Consider the following 13,321-nt stretch of genomic DNA (forward strand, 5'->3'; position numbering starts at 1 on the left):
TAGCCCCGTGCCCGCATCGAGCGCAACTGCCGGTCCCCCCCTGGCGCGAATGACGAGCGCGATTGCGCCGGCCACCGCGAAGCAGTAGGCTTGCCGAGACACACCATGAAGACGCTGGAGGAATACCTGGCGGACGCCGAGCATGCGCACGGGCATCTGTGCGCCGGGCAGGTGTTGGGCGTGCGCATGGCCATGCTGGGACTGGAGAAGCTGGGAATCGACGACCCGCGCGGCAAGGACCGCAAGCGCCTGGTCACGTTCGTCGAGATCGATCGCTGCGCGACCGACGCCGTCGCGGTAGTGACCGGCTGCAGGCTGGGTAAGCGCGCGCTGAAGTTCCGCGACTGGGGCAAGGTGGCCGCGACGTTTGTCGATGTCTCCAGCGGCAAAGCGGTGCGTGTGGCGGCGCGCGAGTCATCCAAGGCGCTGGCCCGCTCCCTGCATCCGGAGATCGAGGGCAAGAACCAGCAGCAGATGCTGGCCTATCGGGAGATGCGAAATGAAGACCTGTTCGACGTGCAGTGGGTGCGCGTCGAGCTGCCTCCGGAGGAGTTCCCGGGCTACAAGGGGGAGCGGGTGGCGTGTGCGGCGTGCGGGGAGGGGATCAATTTCCGGCGGGAAGTGAGACGCGACGGAAGAGCGCTGTGCAGGGCGTGTGCGGGAGAAAGGTATTACGAACCAATCGCGGATTGAATCAGGAAGCGCAAAGGCGGGGCTTTCGCCCCGCCCTTCGTGTTTCTGGCCGTCCGCGTGGTTACTTCTCCATCGGCTTGGCCTTGGAATCGGTCCTACTACCGGTAGTGCGTTCCCCGGACTTCGTCGTAGTGGTGGAAGTCTTTTTCCCTGAGGTCTGGGTGGAAGACTTTGTGCTGCTGGTCTGAGTGCTGGCTGCCTGCGTCTTGGATTTGGTTGTGGCCCCGGATTTGTCCTTGGCCTTGGCCTTCTCCTTCTCACGGCGCGCCTTTTCCGCGCGCTCCCGAGTGGAAAGACCGGTGGCATCACAGCCGCGTTCTTTGGCTAGACCCGGCGGGACGTCGCAGTCGCCCCAGCCTTGCTTCCCGCCTTCGTCCCAACCCTTGGGGCGGTCGTTCGGACCGGGCTCGTGCTCAGAAGCCTGGTGGCTGCTGGATTTGCCCTTCTCGTGGGCTGTCTTCTCGCTCTTAGCCTTGTCCGTTTTGGCCTTGTCACTCTTGCCCTTGGCGCTCGCCTGGCCGCTACCTTGGCCACTGCCCTTGCCCTGCCCCTTGGCCAAAGCCGGCAGCGATGCCAGCGTCAGAATCACGGCTAGCGCCATCAGAAACCGGAAGATTCGTGTACGCATGACTCCCCCTCTCGCCTTCCTACGATGCGCATTGTGCGCCTGCAGGTAGCCAGGCGGCAAGTGACTACAGGACACGTACCACCGGTTACCTACCGGTTACCGTCTTCCACTGCTGCCGCCAGCCGAAGCATGGTCGCCTCGTCAAAGTGGCGGGTGAGGATCTGGAGACCGATGGGCAGGCCGGAGCGGCTCTTGCCGCAGGGCACGGAGACACCGGGGATGCCGGCCAGGTCCGCGGTGACGGTGTAGATGTCGGCCAGGTACATGGCTAGCGGGTCGTCGGCTTTTTCACCCAGCTTGAAGGCAGGAGTGGGCGTGGTGGGGGTGAGGATGGCATCGACGCGCGCGAACGCGTCGTCGAAATCTCTGGTCAAGAGCGCGCGGACCTTCTGGGCCTTGAGATAGTAGGCGTCGTAGTAACCCGCGCTGAGCGCATACGTGCCCAGCATGATGCGCCGCTTCACTTCGGGTCCGAAACCGAGGTCGCGAGTGCGGCGGTACATTTGCGAAAGTGACTTGCCGTCTTTGGCGCGGAAGCCGTAGCGCACGCCGTCGTAGCGCGCCAGATTGGAAGACGCCTCAGCGGTGGCGACCACATAGTAGGTCGGAATCGCATACTCGGTGTGGGGGAGCGAAACCTCGACTACCTCGCAACCGGCGGCGGCCAGCTTCTGGATGGCAGCTTCGACCGCGGCGCGCACTTCTCCATCGAGCCCTTCGCCGAAGTACTCCCTGGCGATGCCGAGCTTCAATCCGCGGACCGGCTTTTCCAGTTCGGCCTCGTAATCGGGAACGGGCTGGTCGGCGGAGGTGGAGTCCAGCGGGTCGCGCCCGGCAATGGCGCGCAACAGCAGGGCGGAGTCGCGCACGGTACGGGCCAGCGGGCCAACGTGGTCGAGTGAAGAAGCGAACGCGATCAGGCCGTAGCGCGAGACGCGCCCGTAGGTGGGCATGACGCCGACCACGCCGCACAGCGCCGCGGGCTGGCGGATGGAGCCGCCGGTATCCGAGCCCAGCGCTCCGAGGCACATGCCGGCAGCGACGGCCGCGGCCGAACCACCTGAGGAGCCGCCGGGCACGCGCGTCTTGTCGTGCGGGTTGCGCACCAGGCCGTAGGCGGAGTTCTCGTTCGAGGAGCCCATGGCGAACTCGTCACAGTTGGTCTTGCCCAGCAGGACGGCGCCTGCCGCCTCCAAACGCGCGACCGCAGTCGAGTCGTAGGGTGGGAAGTAGTGCTGCAGGATCTTGGAGCCGGCGGTAGTGCGCACGCCGCGGGTAACCATTACGTCCTTGATGGCGACCGGAACGCCGGCCAGCGGCGGCAGTGGGTCGCCGTTCTCCGCCATGCGGTCCATGCGCGCGGCCTGCTCGAAAGCGCGCTCCTTGGAGAGGGTGAGGTAGGCGTGAATCTCGCCGTCCTGCTCTGCGATGCGGGCGTAGTGAGCTTCGGCCAACGCTGTGGCCGTGGTCTTCCGCTCGGCGATGGCAGAGCGAACGTCGGCGATGGTGAGGGTGGCGAGATTCACGCGCTTGGCTCTTGGCTGCTGGCTTTCGGCTCCTGGCTGCCCCTGGGCACTATCGCTCGATTACCTTGGGAACCTTGAAGAAGACACCGTCGGTTTCCGGGGCGTTGGCAAGCGCGGCTTCGCGGCCGAGCGACTTGCCGACTACATCCGCGCGCATGGCGTGTTCGAAGCGCGCTTTGCCGGTCTTGGCCGAGTCGCCGTAGCGGTCCGAAACCTGAGCCATGGGCGCAACGTTGGTGGTGTCGAGCTGGTTGAGCCGGTCAATGTAGTCGAGGACCGAATTCAGGTCCTTGACCATGCGGGCGCGCTCAGCTTCGGTGAGCTCGAGGTTCGCCAGGTCCTCGACGTAGCGGACGTCTTTTTCAGAGACTTTCATGAAACCAGTGGCTAGTGGTCCGTGGCTAGGGGCCAGTTAATGGGAAGATTTCAGAACAAATTCGATTCTCTCCACACCTTCGGAGACGCGGTTGAGGGCGACGACGTAGCGCGGCGCCAGGCTCAGAAGCTCGCTGCGCCAAGTCGTGTCCGGCACTTCGATGCGCAGCACGCCGGCACGGAAGTCGAGGGCACGAGTCCGCTCCGCCACGGTAGCGCCAGCAACCACCGACCATGCCAGCAAGGGCGCCTCGGCAGCCGGAGCGCGGCGCAGGGCGTCAGTCATGATCTTGTCGAGAGTCGGGCGGATGTGGTCCATGGTGCAGTTCTCAGTTCTCAGGCTGACTAGATGCGAGTCCAGCAAAGAGACGAAATTCTACCACTCCCCTGCGCAGGACGGCGGATGCCTGAGACCTGCGACCTGACAGCTGGGACTATTGCGGGAAGTTGCGGCGCACAAATTCCAGCGCTTGCGGTTTGCCGGTGAGTGTGCCCTCGAGCTGCGCGTCTTCTACGGCGCGAAGGATCTCCTTGAAGCGAGGACTGGGCGCGTAGCCGGCGGCGATCAGATCGTCGCCGGTGAGCAGGGGCGCGGGGCGAATCTGCTCCGGCGGAGTGGAGGCCAGCTTCTGCTTCACAAGCTCGTAGACCGAGAGGTCACCGTGGCTGGCCAGGCAATCCAAGCGATGCAGTTCGAGATGCTCGTCGAATCGCGGCAGGCGCAGAAAACGCTTGAGCGTGGACTCCTTCATGCGCGGGACGTCAATGAAGCGCAGGTGATTGGCCACGAGGGCACAGACCTGTTCGGTCTGGTCATTGGAGAGACGGAAACGCCCGCAGATCTCCTCCGCCATCCTGGTTCCTATTTCAGCGTGGCCATCGAAGCGAATACGGTCGGGCGCGACGCGGAACGTGGGCGGCTTGCCCACGTCATGCAGCAGGGCGCCGAGAGCGAGCGTGGGTGAGCCGCCCGCTTGCAGGCCTTCGAGCAGCATGAGCGTATGGACCCAGACGTCGCCTTCGGGATGGAACTGCGGCGGCTGCGCCACGCCCTTCATGGCTGACACTTCCGGCAGGAGCTCGATGAGCAGACCGGATTCGTCCAGCAACTCAAAGGACCGGCGAGCGCGGCCTTCGGTGAGCATCTTTACGAGTTCGTCGCGCACGCGCTCGAGGCTGACCTTGTGGATCTCGCGGGCGTGCCGGCCGATAGCTGCGAATGTCTGCGGCTCAATGATGTAGCCGAAACGGGCGGCAAAGCGCACGGCGCGCAGCATGCGCAGCTTGTCTTCGGCGAAGCGGCGGCTGGGCTCGCCGATGGCGCGGATGATGCCGGCCGCTAGATCGGCGCGACCGCCCACGAAGTCGAGCACCTTGTCGTTCTCCAGCGGATCGAGCAGCAAGCCGTTGATGGTGAAGTCGCGGCGGGCAACGTCCTCGCGCGGGTCGCGGGTGTAGGTGACCTCATTCGGATGGCGGCCGTCGGTGTACAGGCCGTCGGAACGGAAGGTAGCGACTTCGATGGGTAGCTTCCCTCCCACCGGCACCAGAACCACGCCGAATCGCGCACCCACCTCGTAGGTTTCCGGGAAAAGCGCCATCACCTGTTCGGGCGTGGCGTCGGTCGAGATGTCGAAGTCCTCGGGCTCGCGGCCCAGCACCAGGTCGCGCACGCATCCCCCCACCAGATAAGCCTGGTGGCCGGCGTCCCGCAGCGTGCGGACGATGTGGGTGGCGGCGGACCGGAGAGATTCACTCATTGAATCATTTAATCATTGAATCATTTGGGTTTGCTGAGCCGGATGCGAGATGCATACCCTGGCGGACAGCAAGTAATATCAAGTGTATGCGCGAGGGGTACATCCTGGGCATCGAGACGTCGTGCGACGAGACGGCGGCGGCGGTGGTGCGCTCGGGAGAGCATATCGAGTCCAATGTGGTGCTCTCGCAATGGGCCACGCATGGGCCGTATGGCGGCGTGGTGCCGGAGCTGGCCTCGCGCGAGCACCTGCGCGGCATCGTGCCGGTGGTGCGACGGGCGCTGGAAGAAGCCGGCCGAACCTACGCTTCCGTGGACGCCCTGGCAGTCACGCAAGGGCCGGGACTGGCTGGGTCGCTGCTGGTGGGCGTGACCTATGCCAAGGGGCTGGCTTGGGGCCTGGATAAGCCGCTCATCGCAGTGAACCATCTGGAAGGGCACATCCACGCGGTGCTGCTGGAAGAGAGGCAGAAAGGCAATCGCGACGTGCGCTTCCCGGTGCTGGCGCTGGTGGTCTCCGGCGGGCACACGCATCTCTACCTGGCCGAAGAGCGTGAAGGCGGTTGGGTATACCGCAACATCGGGCAGACGCGTGACGACGCCGCCGGCGAAGCCTTCGACAAAGTGGCCAAGCTGCTGGGCCTGGGCTACCCGGGCGGGCCCGTGATCGACCGGCTGGCCAAGCTGGGCGATGCGACGGCGGTGAAGTTCGGCCTGGCACAGATCAAGAAGGCTGCGCGTCATCAGCCGCGCAACGGTAGCGCCTGTGATTTCTCCTACAGCGGCATCAAGACCGCGGTGTTGCGCTACGTGGAAACGCACGGCATGCAGGAGGGGATTGAAGAGCGCCGGCGTGCCAGCGCCGCGATCGCCGCGCCCACCGTGGAGGACTACCGGCGCCTGTGCGACCGGCAGACGCTGGACCTGGTGGCCTCGTTCCAGCGAGCCATGGTCGAAGACCTGGTGTCGAAGACCTTGGATGCTTCGCGCCAACACGACGTGGCGACGCTGTTCGTCACTGGGGGAGTGGCCGCCAACAGCGAATTGCGCGCGCGCTTCGAGCAGGAGGCCGCCGAGGAAGGCCTGCCCGTTTGCTTCCCTTCGCGGCCGCTTTCCACCGACAACGCCGCCATGATCGCGGCCGCCGCCTGGCCCAAGCTGCTGGCCGGGAACGTGGCTCACCCGGAGTTTTCTGCTGAAGCTTCGCTGCGGCTGGGATGATCGTTAGGCTTTGCCTAGCGCCCCAACCAGCGCCTTCTCGAGCTGCTGCACGATATCGATATCTTTCTGGATGACGAAGGTGGCGCGCGTCTCGCCCTGCGCGTCGGAACCCGAGGGCCGCCCGGAAAGAACCACGATGGGAATGGAAGCGGTTTCAGGACGCGCCTTGAGCGAGTCGATGAGTTCGCTGCCGCTCATCCTGGGCATCGCCATGTCGGTGATGACGATGTCGGGAGAGGCGTGGGCCAGCTTTTCCAGGGCTTCGACCCCGTTGGAGGCCGACTCCACCTCATAGCCACGCTGCTCCAGGAAGCGGCACACGGTGTGACGGACCAACATGGAGTCGTCGACGACCAGAGCCCGCAGTGCCATTCTTCTCCCTCGATTGCGCCTAAGGTTATCGGAGTCACCCACGCGGGACAAGAAAAAAGCCGTGCGGCTCAGAGGTGTATGGACGAGTCGGGGCGAGAGCTCAGGACTCGTCAGCCTGAAGACGCTCTTCGCGGGCCATGTCCTGGAACTCGCTGGCCTCGAAAATCTCGCCGCATTCGAGGCACTCGACGAATTCGGAGTCCTCTTCGCGGGCGACGATCTGCACGCGAGGGTGCAAGCAAGGTTTGTCCTTGGAGGCTGGCTGCCCGTTGGGGCCCGACGTTGGCAGAGGCTGGGAAGAACTCATACCGGAATCTTCCACCCCGCATGCGGGGTCTCCGATTCCACACCATCTTCCACCCTCCACCTCACCTGGAGGGCGAAAACGGTCGTATTGTAGACCGGCGGGAATCCCTGTCAAGTGAGTTTCCGCTGACCTCGGTAATCCCGCATGAGCGTAGCTTGTTCGAGCACCGTACCCGGGTTCGCACCCTGAGCCCGAAGGCTCTGCGCGTGCCGTTTCCTCGAATGAAAACACCACGCGTCGGTAGATAACAGCGGCGACAAAAACCGCCTGAGGGAAGGTGTTTCACGTGCTCGGAAGCGCCTGTGCCCAGGCAGGTTCGCTGGGGTTTTGGCAGCAAATGCGACCATAATGGCACTGGTTTCTAACCCGTTTGATGTCATGTGATTACATTCAAACCCCGGATTGTTGCCATTGGCTGCGGAGGCTTGCGGCCGGGCATGCCAGAGCGTTAGAATGAAATACGACCGATTTAGTCGGATTTGAACCCGGCGCGAGTCCTTGCATGCTGAAGCTGACCAAGAAAGCGGATTACGGGTTGATGGCGGTGAAACACCTGGCGGAGTTCCACGGCGAGGGTTCGTGCCGCGCCAAGGACATCGCCGAGGCCTACAACATTCCTCTGGAAGCGCTGGCGAAGATCCTGCAGCGTCTGGTGAAGGCCGGGCTACTGCATTCGCACCAGGGGATGAACGGTGGCTACGCGCTAGCGCGCGAGCCGCAGCGCATCACGGCGCTGGAAGTGATCCGGGCCATCGACGGGCCGTTGTTCATCACTTCCTGTCTGAACCATGAGATCGAGTGTTACCAGAGTCTGAAGTGCACGGTGCGCGAACCACTGCGCAAGGTGAACGAGAGCATCGAGCAGGTGCTGGGACGGATCACCATGTCCGACCTGGCGGAGAACGGTGCTGCCCGAACGGAGAAGGAGAAGCCGGCCCACGAGCTGGTCGGCATCGTGAGCGCCAGGCCGTGAGGGCGGCCGCAACGCAGAGTTCGGCGACGTCATCGAATCTTTAAAGAGAGCTTTTGAGGAGAACACGAGTATGAGCGCCACCAGCGGAAACGGGCAGAATGTGAAGCTACCCATCTACATGGACTACCACGCCACCACGCCCATGGACCCGCGCGTGCTCGAGGCCATGGTGCCCTACTTCACGGAGAAGTTCGGTAACGCCGCCAGCCGCAACCATCCGTTCGGCTGGGCCGCCGAAGAAGCGGTGGAGACCGCGCGCGAACAGATCGCAAAGCTCATCGGCGCGACCGCCAAGGAGATCATTTTCACGTCCGGCGCCACCGAGAGCGACAACCTCGCCATCAAGGGCGTGGCGCACATGTACCGCGAGAAAGGCAACCACATCATCACCTGCGTCACCGAGCACAAGGCGGTACTGGACACCTGCAAGCACCTGGAGAAGGAAGGCTTCCGCGTCACCTACCTGCCGGTACAGGCGGACGGACGCATCGACCTGGACGACCTTAAGCGCGCCATCGACGACAAGACGATCCTGGTCTCCATCATGGCAGCCAATAACGAGATCGGCGTGCTGCAGCCCATCGAAGAGATCGGACGAATCTGTAAGGAGCGCGGCGTACTGTTCCACACCGACGCGGTGCAGGCTCTGGGTAAGGTTCCGTTCGATGTGAACAAGGCCAACATCAGCCTGGCTTCGCTGACGGCGCACAAGCTGTATGGACCCAAGGGCGTGGGCGCGTTGTACGTGCGACGCAAGAATCCACGCGTGCAGTTGGCGCCCATCATCGACGGCGGCGGCCACGAGCGCGGCATGCGCTCCGGCACGCTCAACGTCCCCGGCATCGTGGGCTTCGGCAAGGCCTGCGAACTGGCCATGCAGGAAATGCCGGAAGAGTCCAAGCGCCTGGGGGCGCTGCGCGACCGCCTGAAAGCAAAGCTGATGGAGGGGCTCGACGAGGTGTTCGTCAACGGCTCACTCGAGCACCGGCTGCCCGGCAACCTGAACATGAGCTTCGCCTACGTGGAAGGCGAATCGCTGCTCATGGGCATCAACGACGTGGCGGTGTCGAGCGGTTCGGCCTGCACATCGGCGACGCTGGAGCCCTCGTACGTGCTCAAGGCGTTGGGCACGGGCGACGACCTGGCGCACAGCTCGATCCGCTTCGGCCTGGGCCGCTTCACCACGGATGCCGAGGTGGACTACGTGGCGGCCAGGCTGACGGAAGTGGTCCGCCGGCTGCGCGAACTTTCGCCACTCTACGAGATGGCCAAGGAAGGCATCGACCTCAAGAAGGTGAGTTGGGCTGCTCCAGCGGAGAGCCACTAACAAGTTCGGGAGGAGAACAGGCAACATGGCATACAGCGACAAGGTTCTGGATCACTACACCAACCCGCGGAACGTCGGATCGCTCGACAAGGCGAGCCCCGATGTGGGCACCGGCCTGGTGGGCGCGCCCGAGTGCGGCGACGTGATGAAGCTGCAGATCAAGGTCAACGCCGAGACGCAGCGCATCGAAGACGCCAAGTTCAAGACCTTCGGGTGTGGCTCCGCCATCGCTTCCTCTTCGCTGGCCACCGAGTGGGTGAAGGGCAAGACGGTGGATGAGGCGCTGGGCATCAAGAACACCGACATCGTGCGGGAGCTGGCACTGCCGCCGGTGAAGATCCACTGCTCGGTGCTGGCGGAGGACGCCATCCGCGCCGCGATCGGCGACTGGAAGAAGAAGCAGGGCGCCGCCGAGGGTAAGCCGGTCGAGGCCAAGGCCGGCGATTAAGCGAAGGCACGGAGATGTCTGCGACCACGGAAAAAACGGAGGCCACGTTCCCGCAGGCCGGTCCTGCGGCCGCGCCCTCGGCGCCGGCGCGCAGCATCCAGGTGACCGATCGCGCGCTGGCGAAGATCCGCTCGGCCATGGAGAAAGAGAACGTCTCGCCGTCGGAGGGCGGGCTGCGGTTGGGCGTGCAGGGCGGCGGATGCTCGGGTCTGACCTACAACATCCGTTTCGACTCCAAAGCGCGCGAGCGCGACCGCGTCTTCGAATTCGGCGGCGTGAGGCTTTTCGTGGATCCGAAATCGTTCATCTACCTGCACGGCATGACGCTGGACTACCAGGAGTCGCTGATGCAGCAGGGCTTTGTCTTCGTCAACCCGAACGCCTCGAAGTCGTGCGGCTGCGGGACGTCGTTCTCGGGCTGACCGGGCCTGTTCTCTCCACCGCGGGCGTTTTTCCTGCCCGGATCGCAGAGCAAACGGCCGTGATGAAACTGTCTATGCCGACGGAAGCCACAACCCGGAGGGCGCAGGCATGCTGGTCATGCAGGGCGGAACTGGATACGGGCGCACATTTCTGCGCGGCTTGCGGAAAGGTGCAGCCGGCTGCTGCCATCGACCACTTCCGCTTTTTCGGACTGCCGCGCAAGCTGAACGTGGATACCGCAGCGCTGGAGCGCGAATTTTACCGCCTGAGCCGCCGCCTGCATCCGGATGTTTATGCACAGGCCACCGCCGATGAACAGCGCTGGAGCCTGGAGAAAAGCTCGCAGCTCAATGACGCCTACCGCACGCTGAAGGACCCCATTTCGCGCACTATGTACCTGCTTCAGCTTGAAGGGGTGCAGCTTGAAGAGCAGTCCAAGGCGGCCACCGATCGCGCCCGCCAGACGGGCGAGGAGAAGAAACAGGTTGTTCCGCCCGATCTGCTCGAGGAAGTCTTTGAACTGAACATGCAGCTCGAAGAGCTGCGCAACAACAAAAAGATGGGCGAAGCGGATCCAGCGCTGCTGAAGGAACTGCAGGCCCACAAGGCGCACTTCGAGGAAAAGCTGAATGCGCTGGCCGCCGAGCTGAAATCGTATTGGGACGAATGGGACGCGCTGGCCTTCCACGCGCATCCGGAGAGCGCGGGCGATGCCGCGCGTGTGCCCGTGCGCGACAAGATGGTGGACTTGCTGAACCGCCGGTCGTACATCCGGAACCTGGTCCGCGACGTAAATGAAGCGTTGGAGAATTGAAGCAGGCAATGGCTGAAGACCGCATCGTCGGCATCGACCTGGGCACCACGAACTCGCTGGTGGCGTTCATGGTGGACGACACGCCGGTGGTCATCCCCGGCGAGGACGGGGCGAACCTTGTCCCGTCGCTGGTCGCGCTCGATCGCAAGGGCGAGATCGTGGTCGGCAACCCGGCGCGCAAGCTCCTGATCGAAACCCCGGAGCGCGCCGTCTACTCCGTGAAGCGCCTGATGGGCCGCGGCCTCGAGGACGTGCAGGAAGAGCTGCGGTTCTTCCCCTTCCGTTTCGCCGACGGAGTCCAGGCCGGCGAAGTGCTGCGCATCCGGCTGGGCGAGCGCGAATTCACGCCGCCGGAAATCTCGGCATTCATTCTGCGCCAGCTCAAGCGCAACGCCGAGCGCTACTTTGCCGCGCCGGTGACCAAGGCCGTGATCACGGTGCCGGCGTACTTCAACGACGCGCAACGCCAAGCCACGAAGGACGCCGGACGTATTGCCGGCCTCGATGTGCTGCGGCTGGTGAACGAACCCACAGCCGCTTCGCTCGCCTACGGCCTGGACAAGCGCAAGGAAGGCATCGTCGCCGTGTACGACCTGGGCGGCGGCACGTTCGATATCTCCATCCTCAAGCTGCACGAGGGCATCTTCGAGGTCATCGCAACCAACGGCGACACCCACCTGGGCGGCGATGACATCGACAATCTGTTGATCGGCATTGCGCTCGATGATATCCGCGGCGACATGGGCCTCGACCTACGCCGCAATGGCGAAGCCGTGCAGGCCATCCGCAAGGCGGTGATCGACGCCAAGATCGCCTTGTCGGCTGCGGACGCCGCCACCATCGAGGTCGAGCTTCCCGGTGAACATCCGTACCGCCGGCAGATCACGCGCGCGCAGTTCGAGCACCTCATCGAGCCGATCATCGCGCGTACGACGGGCCCGTGCCGGCAGGCGCTGAAGGATGCCAAGCTCTCGCCGCAGCAGATCGACGAGGTGGTGCTGGTGGGCGGCTCGACACGCATCCCGCACGTGCGGGAGCTGGTGCGCGAGCTGTTTCAGCGCGAGCCGCACGTCGAACTGAATCCCGACGAGGTGGTTGCGCTGGGTGCGGCGGTGCAGGCGCACATCCTGGCCGGCGGATCCGAGGTCACGGCAGACATGCTGTTGCTCGACGTCACTCCGCTGTCGCTGGGGATCGAAGTGGCAGGCGGCACGACCGACAAGATCATCCTGCGCAACTCCACCATCCCAGCTTCGGCCACACAGCACTACACCACGCAGGTGGATGGACAGACGAACGTCGCCATCCACGTATTGCAAGGCGAGCGCGAACTGGCGAAAGATTGCCGGTCGCTGGCGCGCTTCGACCTGAAAGGAATTCCGCCCATGCCGGCGGGGCTGCCGCGCATCGAGGTGAAGTTCCTGATCGACGCCAACGGCATTTTGCACGTCTCGGCGCGCGAGCAGCGTAGCGGCAAGGAAGCCGAAATCGAGGTCAAACCCACCTATGGGCTGAGTGATGAGCAGGTGGAGAGCATGATCCTGGAGTCCTTCGACTACGCGGAAGAAGACTTCCGCCAGCGGCAGATCATCGAGGCCCGCCTGGAAGCGGACAACCTGATGCTGCATCTCGACAAGGCGCGCGAGAACCCAGCCTGGCAGCAGCTCAAGGAAGACGAGCGCGCCAATATAGGCCGGTTGGAGAAGGAACTGAAGAAGGTCAAGCCGGGTGAGGACTATCGCGTCATCCGCGAGGCCATCGAGCGGCTGAACCAGGCCACGCTGCGCCTGGCGGAGATGATGATGGATTCGGCGCTGGCCGAAGCCTTGAAGGGCAAGAGCATGGAGACTGCGGAAGTGGGCGAGGGACCGAAAGCGCCGCATCCCTTCGCACCTGCCGAGATCCGGAACGAATAGAGGGAGTTTCGCACATGGGTGGCAGGAACCCGTACATCGCCGAGCAAGTGAAGTTCACGCCGGCGACCAAGAAGTTCAAGGTCACGTTCAAGAGCGAGGGCAAGACGGTTGAGGTAGACCCGGAGAAGGTCCCCTACGGGGACCACGGACTGCCGGGTTCGATCCTCGATATCGCTCTCAGCGCCGGCATCCCGCTGGACCATGCCTGCGGCGGCGTGTGCGCCTGTTCAACGTGCCACGTCATCGTCCACGAGGGTCTGGAGACATGCAACGAGGCTTCGGACGCCGAACTCGACGAACTCGACATGGCGCCGGGCATTACGACCAAGTCGCGCCTCGGCTGCCAAACGGTGCCGGATGGGACGAAAGACGTCGTGGTCGAGATTCCGGAGTGGACCAAGAACTCCGCGCGCGAGGAACATTGAAAAGGCAGTTGCACGTGGCCAGGGGTCAGTAGAAGAGCTGGGTCATTGGAACTCAACTGGAGGAGATGATCATGCCGGACCTCAACTGGGACCGGGCCGAGGATATCGGCATCC

At 64.0% G+C, this 13,321-nt stretch carries 16 protein-coding genes; 9 read left to right on the forward strand and 7 right to left on the reverse strand.

Translation table 11 applies throughout. From position 1 onward, the window contains the following. The first annotated feature begins 105 nt into the window (after nt 1-105). Nucleotides 106-693 (forward strand): FmdE family protein, encoded by a 588-nt coding sequence (locus tag VLE48_05455; GenBank protein ID HSA92438.1) that lies wholly within the window; start codon nt 106-108, stop codon nt 691-693. Between the two features lie 61 nt (nt 694-754). Here the strand turns inward: VLE48_05455 and VLE48_05460 are convergent, their stop codons facing one another. From VLE48_05460 to VLE48_05480, 5 genes are all read right to left on the reverse strand, one after another. Next, entirely contained in the window at nt 755-1,321 is a 567-nt protein-coding gene (locus VLE48_05460) for a hypothetical protein (protein HSA92439.1), read from the reverse strand. A gap of 89 nt (nt 1,322-1,410) precedes the next feature. Then, on the reverse strand, nt 1,411-2,847 hold the full coding sequence (gene gatA, locus VLE48_05465) for an Asp-tRNA(Asn)/Glu-tRNA(Gln) amidotransferase subunit GatA (protein ID HSA92440.1): 1,437 nt from the start codon (nt 2,845-2,847) through the stop codon (nt 1,411-1,413). 49 nt (nt 2,848-2,896) lie between these two features. After that, nucleotides 2,897-3,223, reverse strand: a complete 327-nt coding sequence (gene gatC, locus VLE48_05470) for an Asp-tRNA(Asn)/Glu-tRNA(Gln) amidotransferase subunit GatC (protein HSA92441.1) — start codon at nt 3,221-3,223, stop codon at nt 2,897-2,899. Nucleotides 3,224-3,259: 36 nt separating this feature from the next. Then, on the reverse strand, nt 3,260-3,541 hold the full coding sequence (locus tag VLE48_05475) for a DciA family protein (protein ID HSA92442.1): 282 nt from the start codon (nt 3,539-3,541) through the stop codon (nt 3,260-3,262). A gap of 115 nt (nt 3,542-3,656) precedes the next feature. Further along, the gene (locus tag VLE48_05480; GenBank protein HSA92443.1) at nt 3,657-4,982 is read right to left on the reverse strand and encodes a CCA tRNA nucleotidyltransferase; all 1,326 of its coding nucleotides are present in this window, start codon (nt 4,980-4,982) and stop codon (nt 3,657-3,659) included. A gap of 86 nt (nt 4,983-5,068) precedes the next feature. Between VLE48_05480 and tsaD the strand changes: the two genes are divergently transcribed. Next, the gene (gene tsaD / locus VLE48_05485; GenBank protein HSA92444.1) at nt 5,069-6,202 is read left to right on the forward strand and encodes a tRNA (adenosine(37)-N6)-threonylcarbamoyltransferase complex transferase subunit TsaD; all 1,134 of its coding nucleotides are present in this window, start codon (nt 5,069-5,071) and stop codon (nt 6,200-6,202) included. A 3-nt stretch (nt 6,203-6,205) separates the two neighbouring features. On the opposite strand, the gene VLE48_05490 is transcribed toward tsaD, so the two are convergent. Next, nucleotides 6,206-6,574 carry a response regulator gene (locus tag VLE48_05490; protein ID HSA92445.1) on the reverse strand — a complete coding sequence of 123 codons (369 nt, stop codon included), beginning with the start codon at nt 6,572-6,574 and terminating at the stop codon, nt 6,206-6,208. Between the two features lie 100 nt (nt 6,575-6,674). Beyond that, a complete protein-coding gene (locus VLE48_05495) occupies nt 6,675-6,812 on the reverse strand; it encodes a hypothetical protein (protein ID HSA92446.1) in 138 nt (45 codons plus the stop codon). 571 nt (nt 6,813-7,383) lie between these two features. On the opposite strand from VLE48_05495, the gene VLE48_05500 reads away from it, so the two are divergent. The 7 genes from VLE48_05500 to VLE48_05530 all read left to right on the forward strand — a co-directional run bounded on the left by VLE48_05500 (nt 7,384) and on the right by VLE48_05530 (nt 13,207). Continuing rightward, entirely contained in the window at nt 7,384-7,854 is a 471-nt protein-coding gene (locus tag VLE48_05500; protein HSA92447.1) for an Rrf2 family transcriptional regulator, read from the forward strand. A 70-nt stretch (nt 7,855-7,924) separates the two neighbouring features. Beyond that, nucleotides 7,925-9,181, forward strand: coding sequence for an IscS subfamily cysteine desulfurase (locus tag VLE48_05505; GenBank protein HSA92448.1), 1,257 nt, complete (start codon nt 7,925-7,927; stop codon nt 9,179-9,181). A 25-nt stretch (nt 9,182-9,206) separates the two neighbouring features. Further along, the gene (gene iscU, locus VLE48_05510) at nt 9,207-9,629 is read left to right on the forward strand and encodes a Fe-S cluster assembly scaffold IscU (protein ID HSA92449.1); all 423 of its coding nucleotides are present in this window, start codon (nt 9,207-9,209) and stop codon (nt 9,627-9,629) included. A 14-nt stretch (nt 9,630-9,643) separates the two neighbouring features. Beyond that, complete coding sequence (locus VLE48_05515) at nt 9,644-10,051, forward strand: iron-sulfur cluster assembly accessory protein (GenBank protein HSA92450.1); 408 nt, start codon at nt 9,644-9,646, stop codon at nt 10,049-10,051. 170 nt (nt 10,052-10,221) lie between these two features. Continuing rightward, nucleotides 10,222-10,866, forward strand: coding sequence for a Fe-S protein assembly co-chaperone HscB (gene hscB / locus VLE48_05520; protein ID HSA92451.1), 645 nt, complete (start codon nt 10,222-10,224; stop codon nt 10,864-10,866). Between the two features lie 8 nt (nt 10,867-10,874). Then, nucleotides 10,875-12,782: a Fe-S protein assembly chaperone HscA gene (gene hscA, locus VLE48_05525; GenBank protein ID HSA92452.1), complete on the forward strand. Its 1,908-nt coding sequence runs from the start codon at nt 10,875-10,877 to the stop codon at nt 12,780-12,782. 14 nt (nt 12,783-12,796) lie between these two features. Continuing rightward, nucleotides 12,797-13,207, forward strand: a complete 411-nt coding sequence (locus VLE48_05530; protein ID HSA92453.1) for a 2Fe-2S iron-sulfur cluster-binding protein — start codon at nt 12,797-12,799, stop codon at nt 13,205-13,207. Nucleotides 13,208-13,321 lie beyond the last annotated feature (114 nt).

The sequence above is a fragment of the Terriglobales bacterium genome, assembly GCA_035454605.1.
Classification (GTDB): Bacteria; Acidobacteriota; Terriglobia; order Terriglobales; family Acidobacteriaceae; genus DATMAB01.

Excerpts from the sequence above, each read along its gene's own strand:
- VLE48_05455 (HSA92438.1), top strand. The coding sequence starts at position 106 with ATGAAGACGCTGGAGGAATACCTGGCGGACGCCGAGCATGCGCACGGG.
- VLE48_05460 (HSA92439.1), bottom strand. The coding sequence starts at position 1,321 with ATGCGTACACGAATCTTCCGGTTTCTGATGGCGCTAGCCGTGATTCTG.
- gatC (HSA92441.1), bottom strand. The coding sequence starts at position 3,223 with ATGAAAGTCTCTGAAAAAGACGTCCGCTACGTCGAGGACCTGGCGAAC.
- VLE48_05475 (HSA92442.1), bottom strand. The coding sequence starts at position 3,541 with ATGGACCACATCCGCCCGACTCTCGACAAGATCATGACTGACGCCCTG.
- VLE48_05480 (HSA92443.1), bottom strand. The coding sequence starts at position 4,982 with ATGAGTGAATCTCTCCGGTCCGCCGCCACCCACATCGTCCGCACGCTG.
- tsaD (HSA92444.1), top strand. The coding sequence starts at position 5,069 with ATGCGCGAGGGGTACATCCTGGGCATCGAGACGTCGTGCGACGAGACG.
- VLE48_05490 (HSA92445.1), bottom strand. The coding sequence starts at position 6,574 with ATGGCACTGCGGGCTCTGGTCGTCGACGACTCCATGTTGGTCCGTCAC.
- VLE48_05500 (HSA92447.1), top strand. The coding sequence starts at position 7,384 with ATGCTGAAGCTGACCAAGAAAGCGGATTACGGGTTGATGGCGGTGAAA.
- VLE48_05505 (HSA92448.1), top strand. The coding sequence starts at position 7,925 with ATGAGCGCCACCAGCGGAAACGGGCAGAATGTGAAGCTACCCATCTAC.
- iscU (HSA92449.1), top strand. The coding sequence starts at position 9,207 with ATGGCATACAGCGACAAGGTTCTGGATCACTACACCAACCCGCGGAAC.
- VLE48_05515 (HSA92450.1), top strand. The coding sequence starts at position 9,644 with ATGTCTGCGACCACGGAAAAAACGGAGGCCACGTTCCCGCAGGCCGGT.
- hscA (HSA92452.1), top strand. The coding sequence starts at position 10,875 with ATGGCTGAAGACCGCATCGTCGGCATCGACCTGGGCACCACGAACTCG.
- VLE48_05530 (HSA92453.1), top strand. The coding sequence starts at position 12,797 with ATGGGTGGCAGGAACCCGTACATCGCCGAGCAAGTGAAGTTCACGCCG.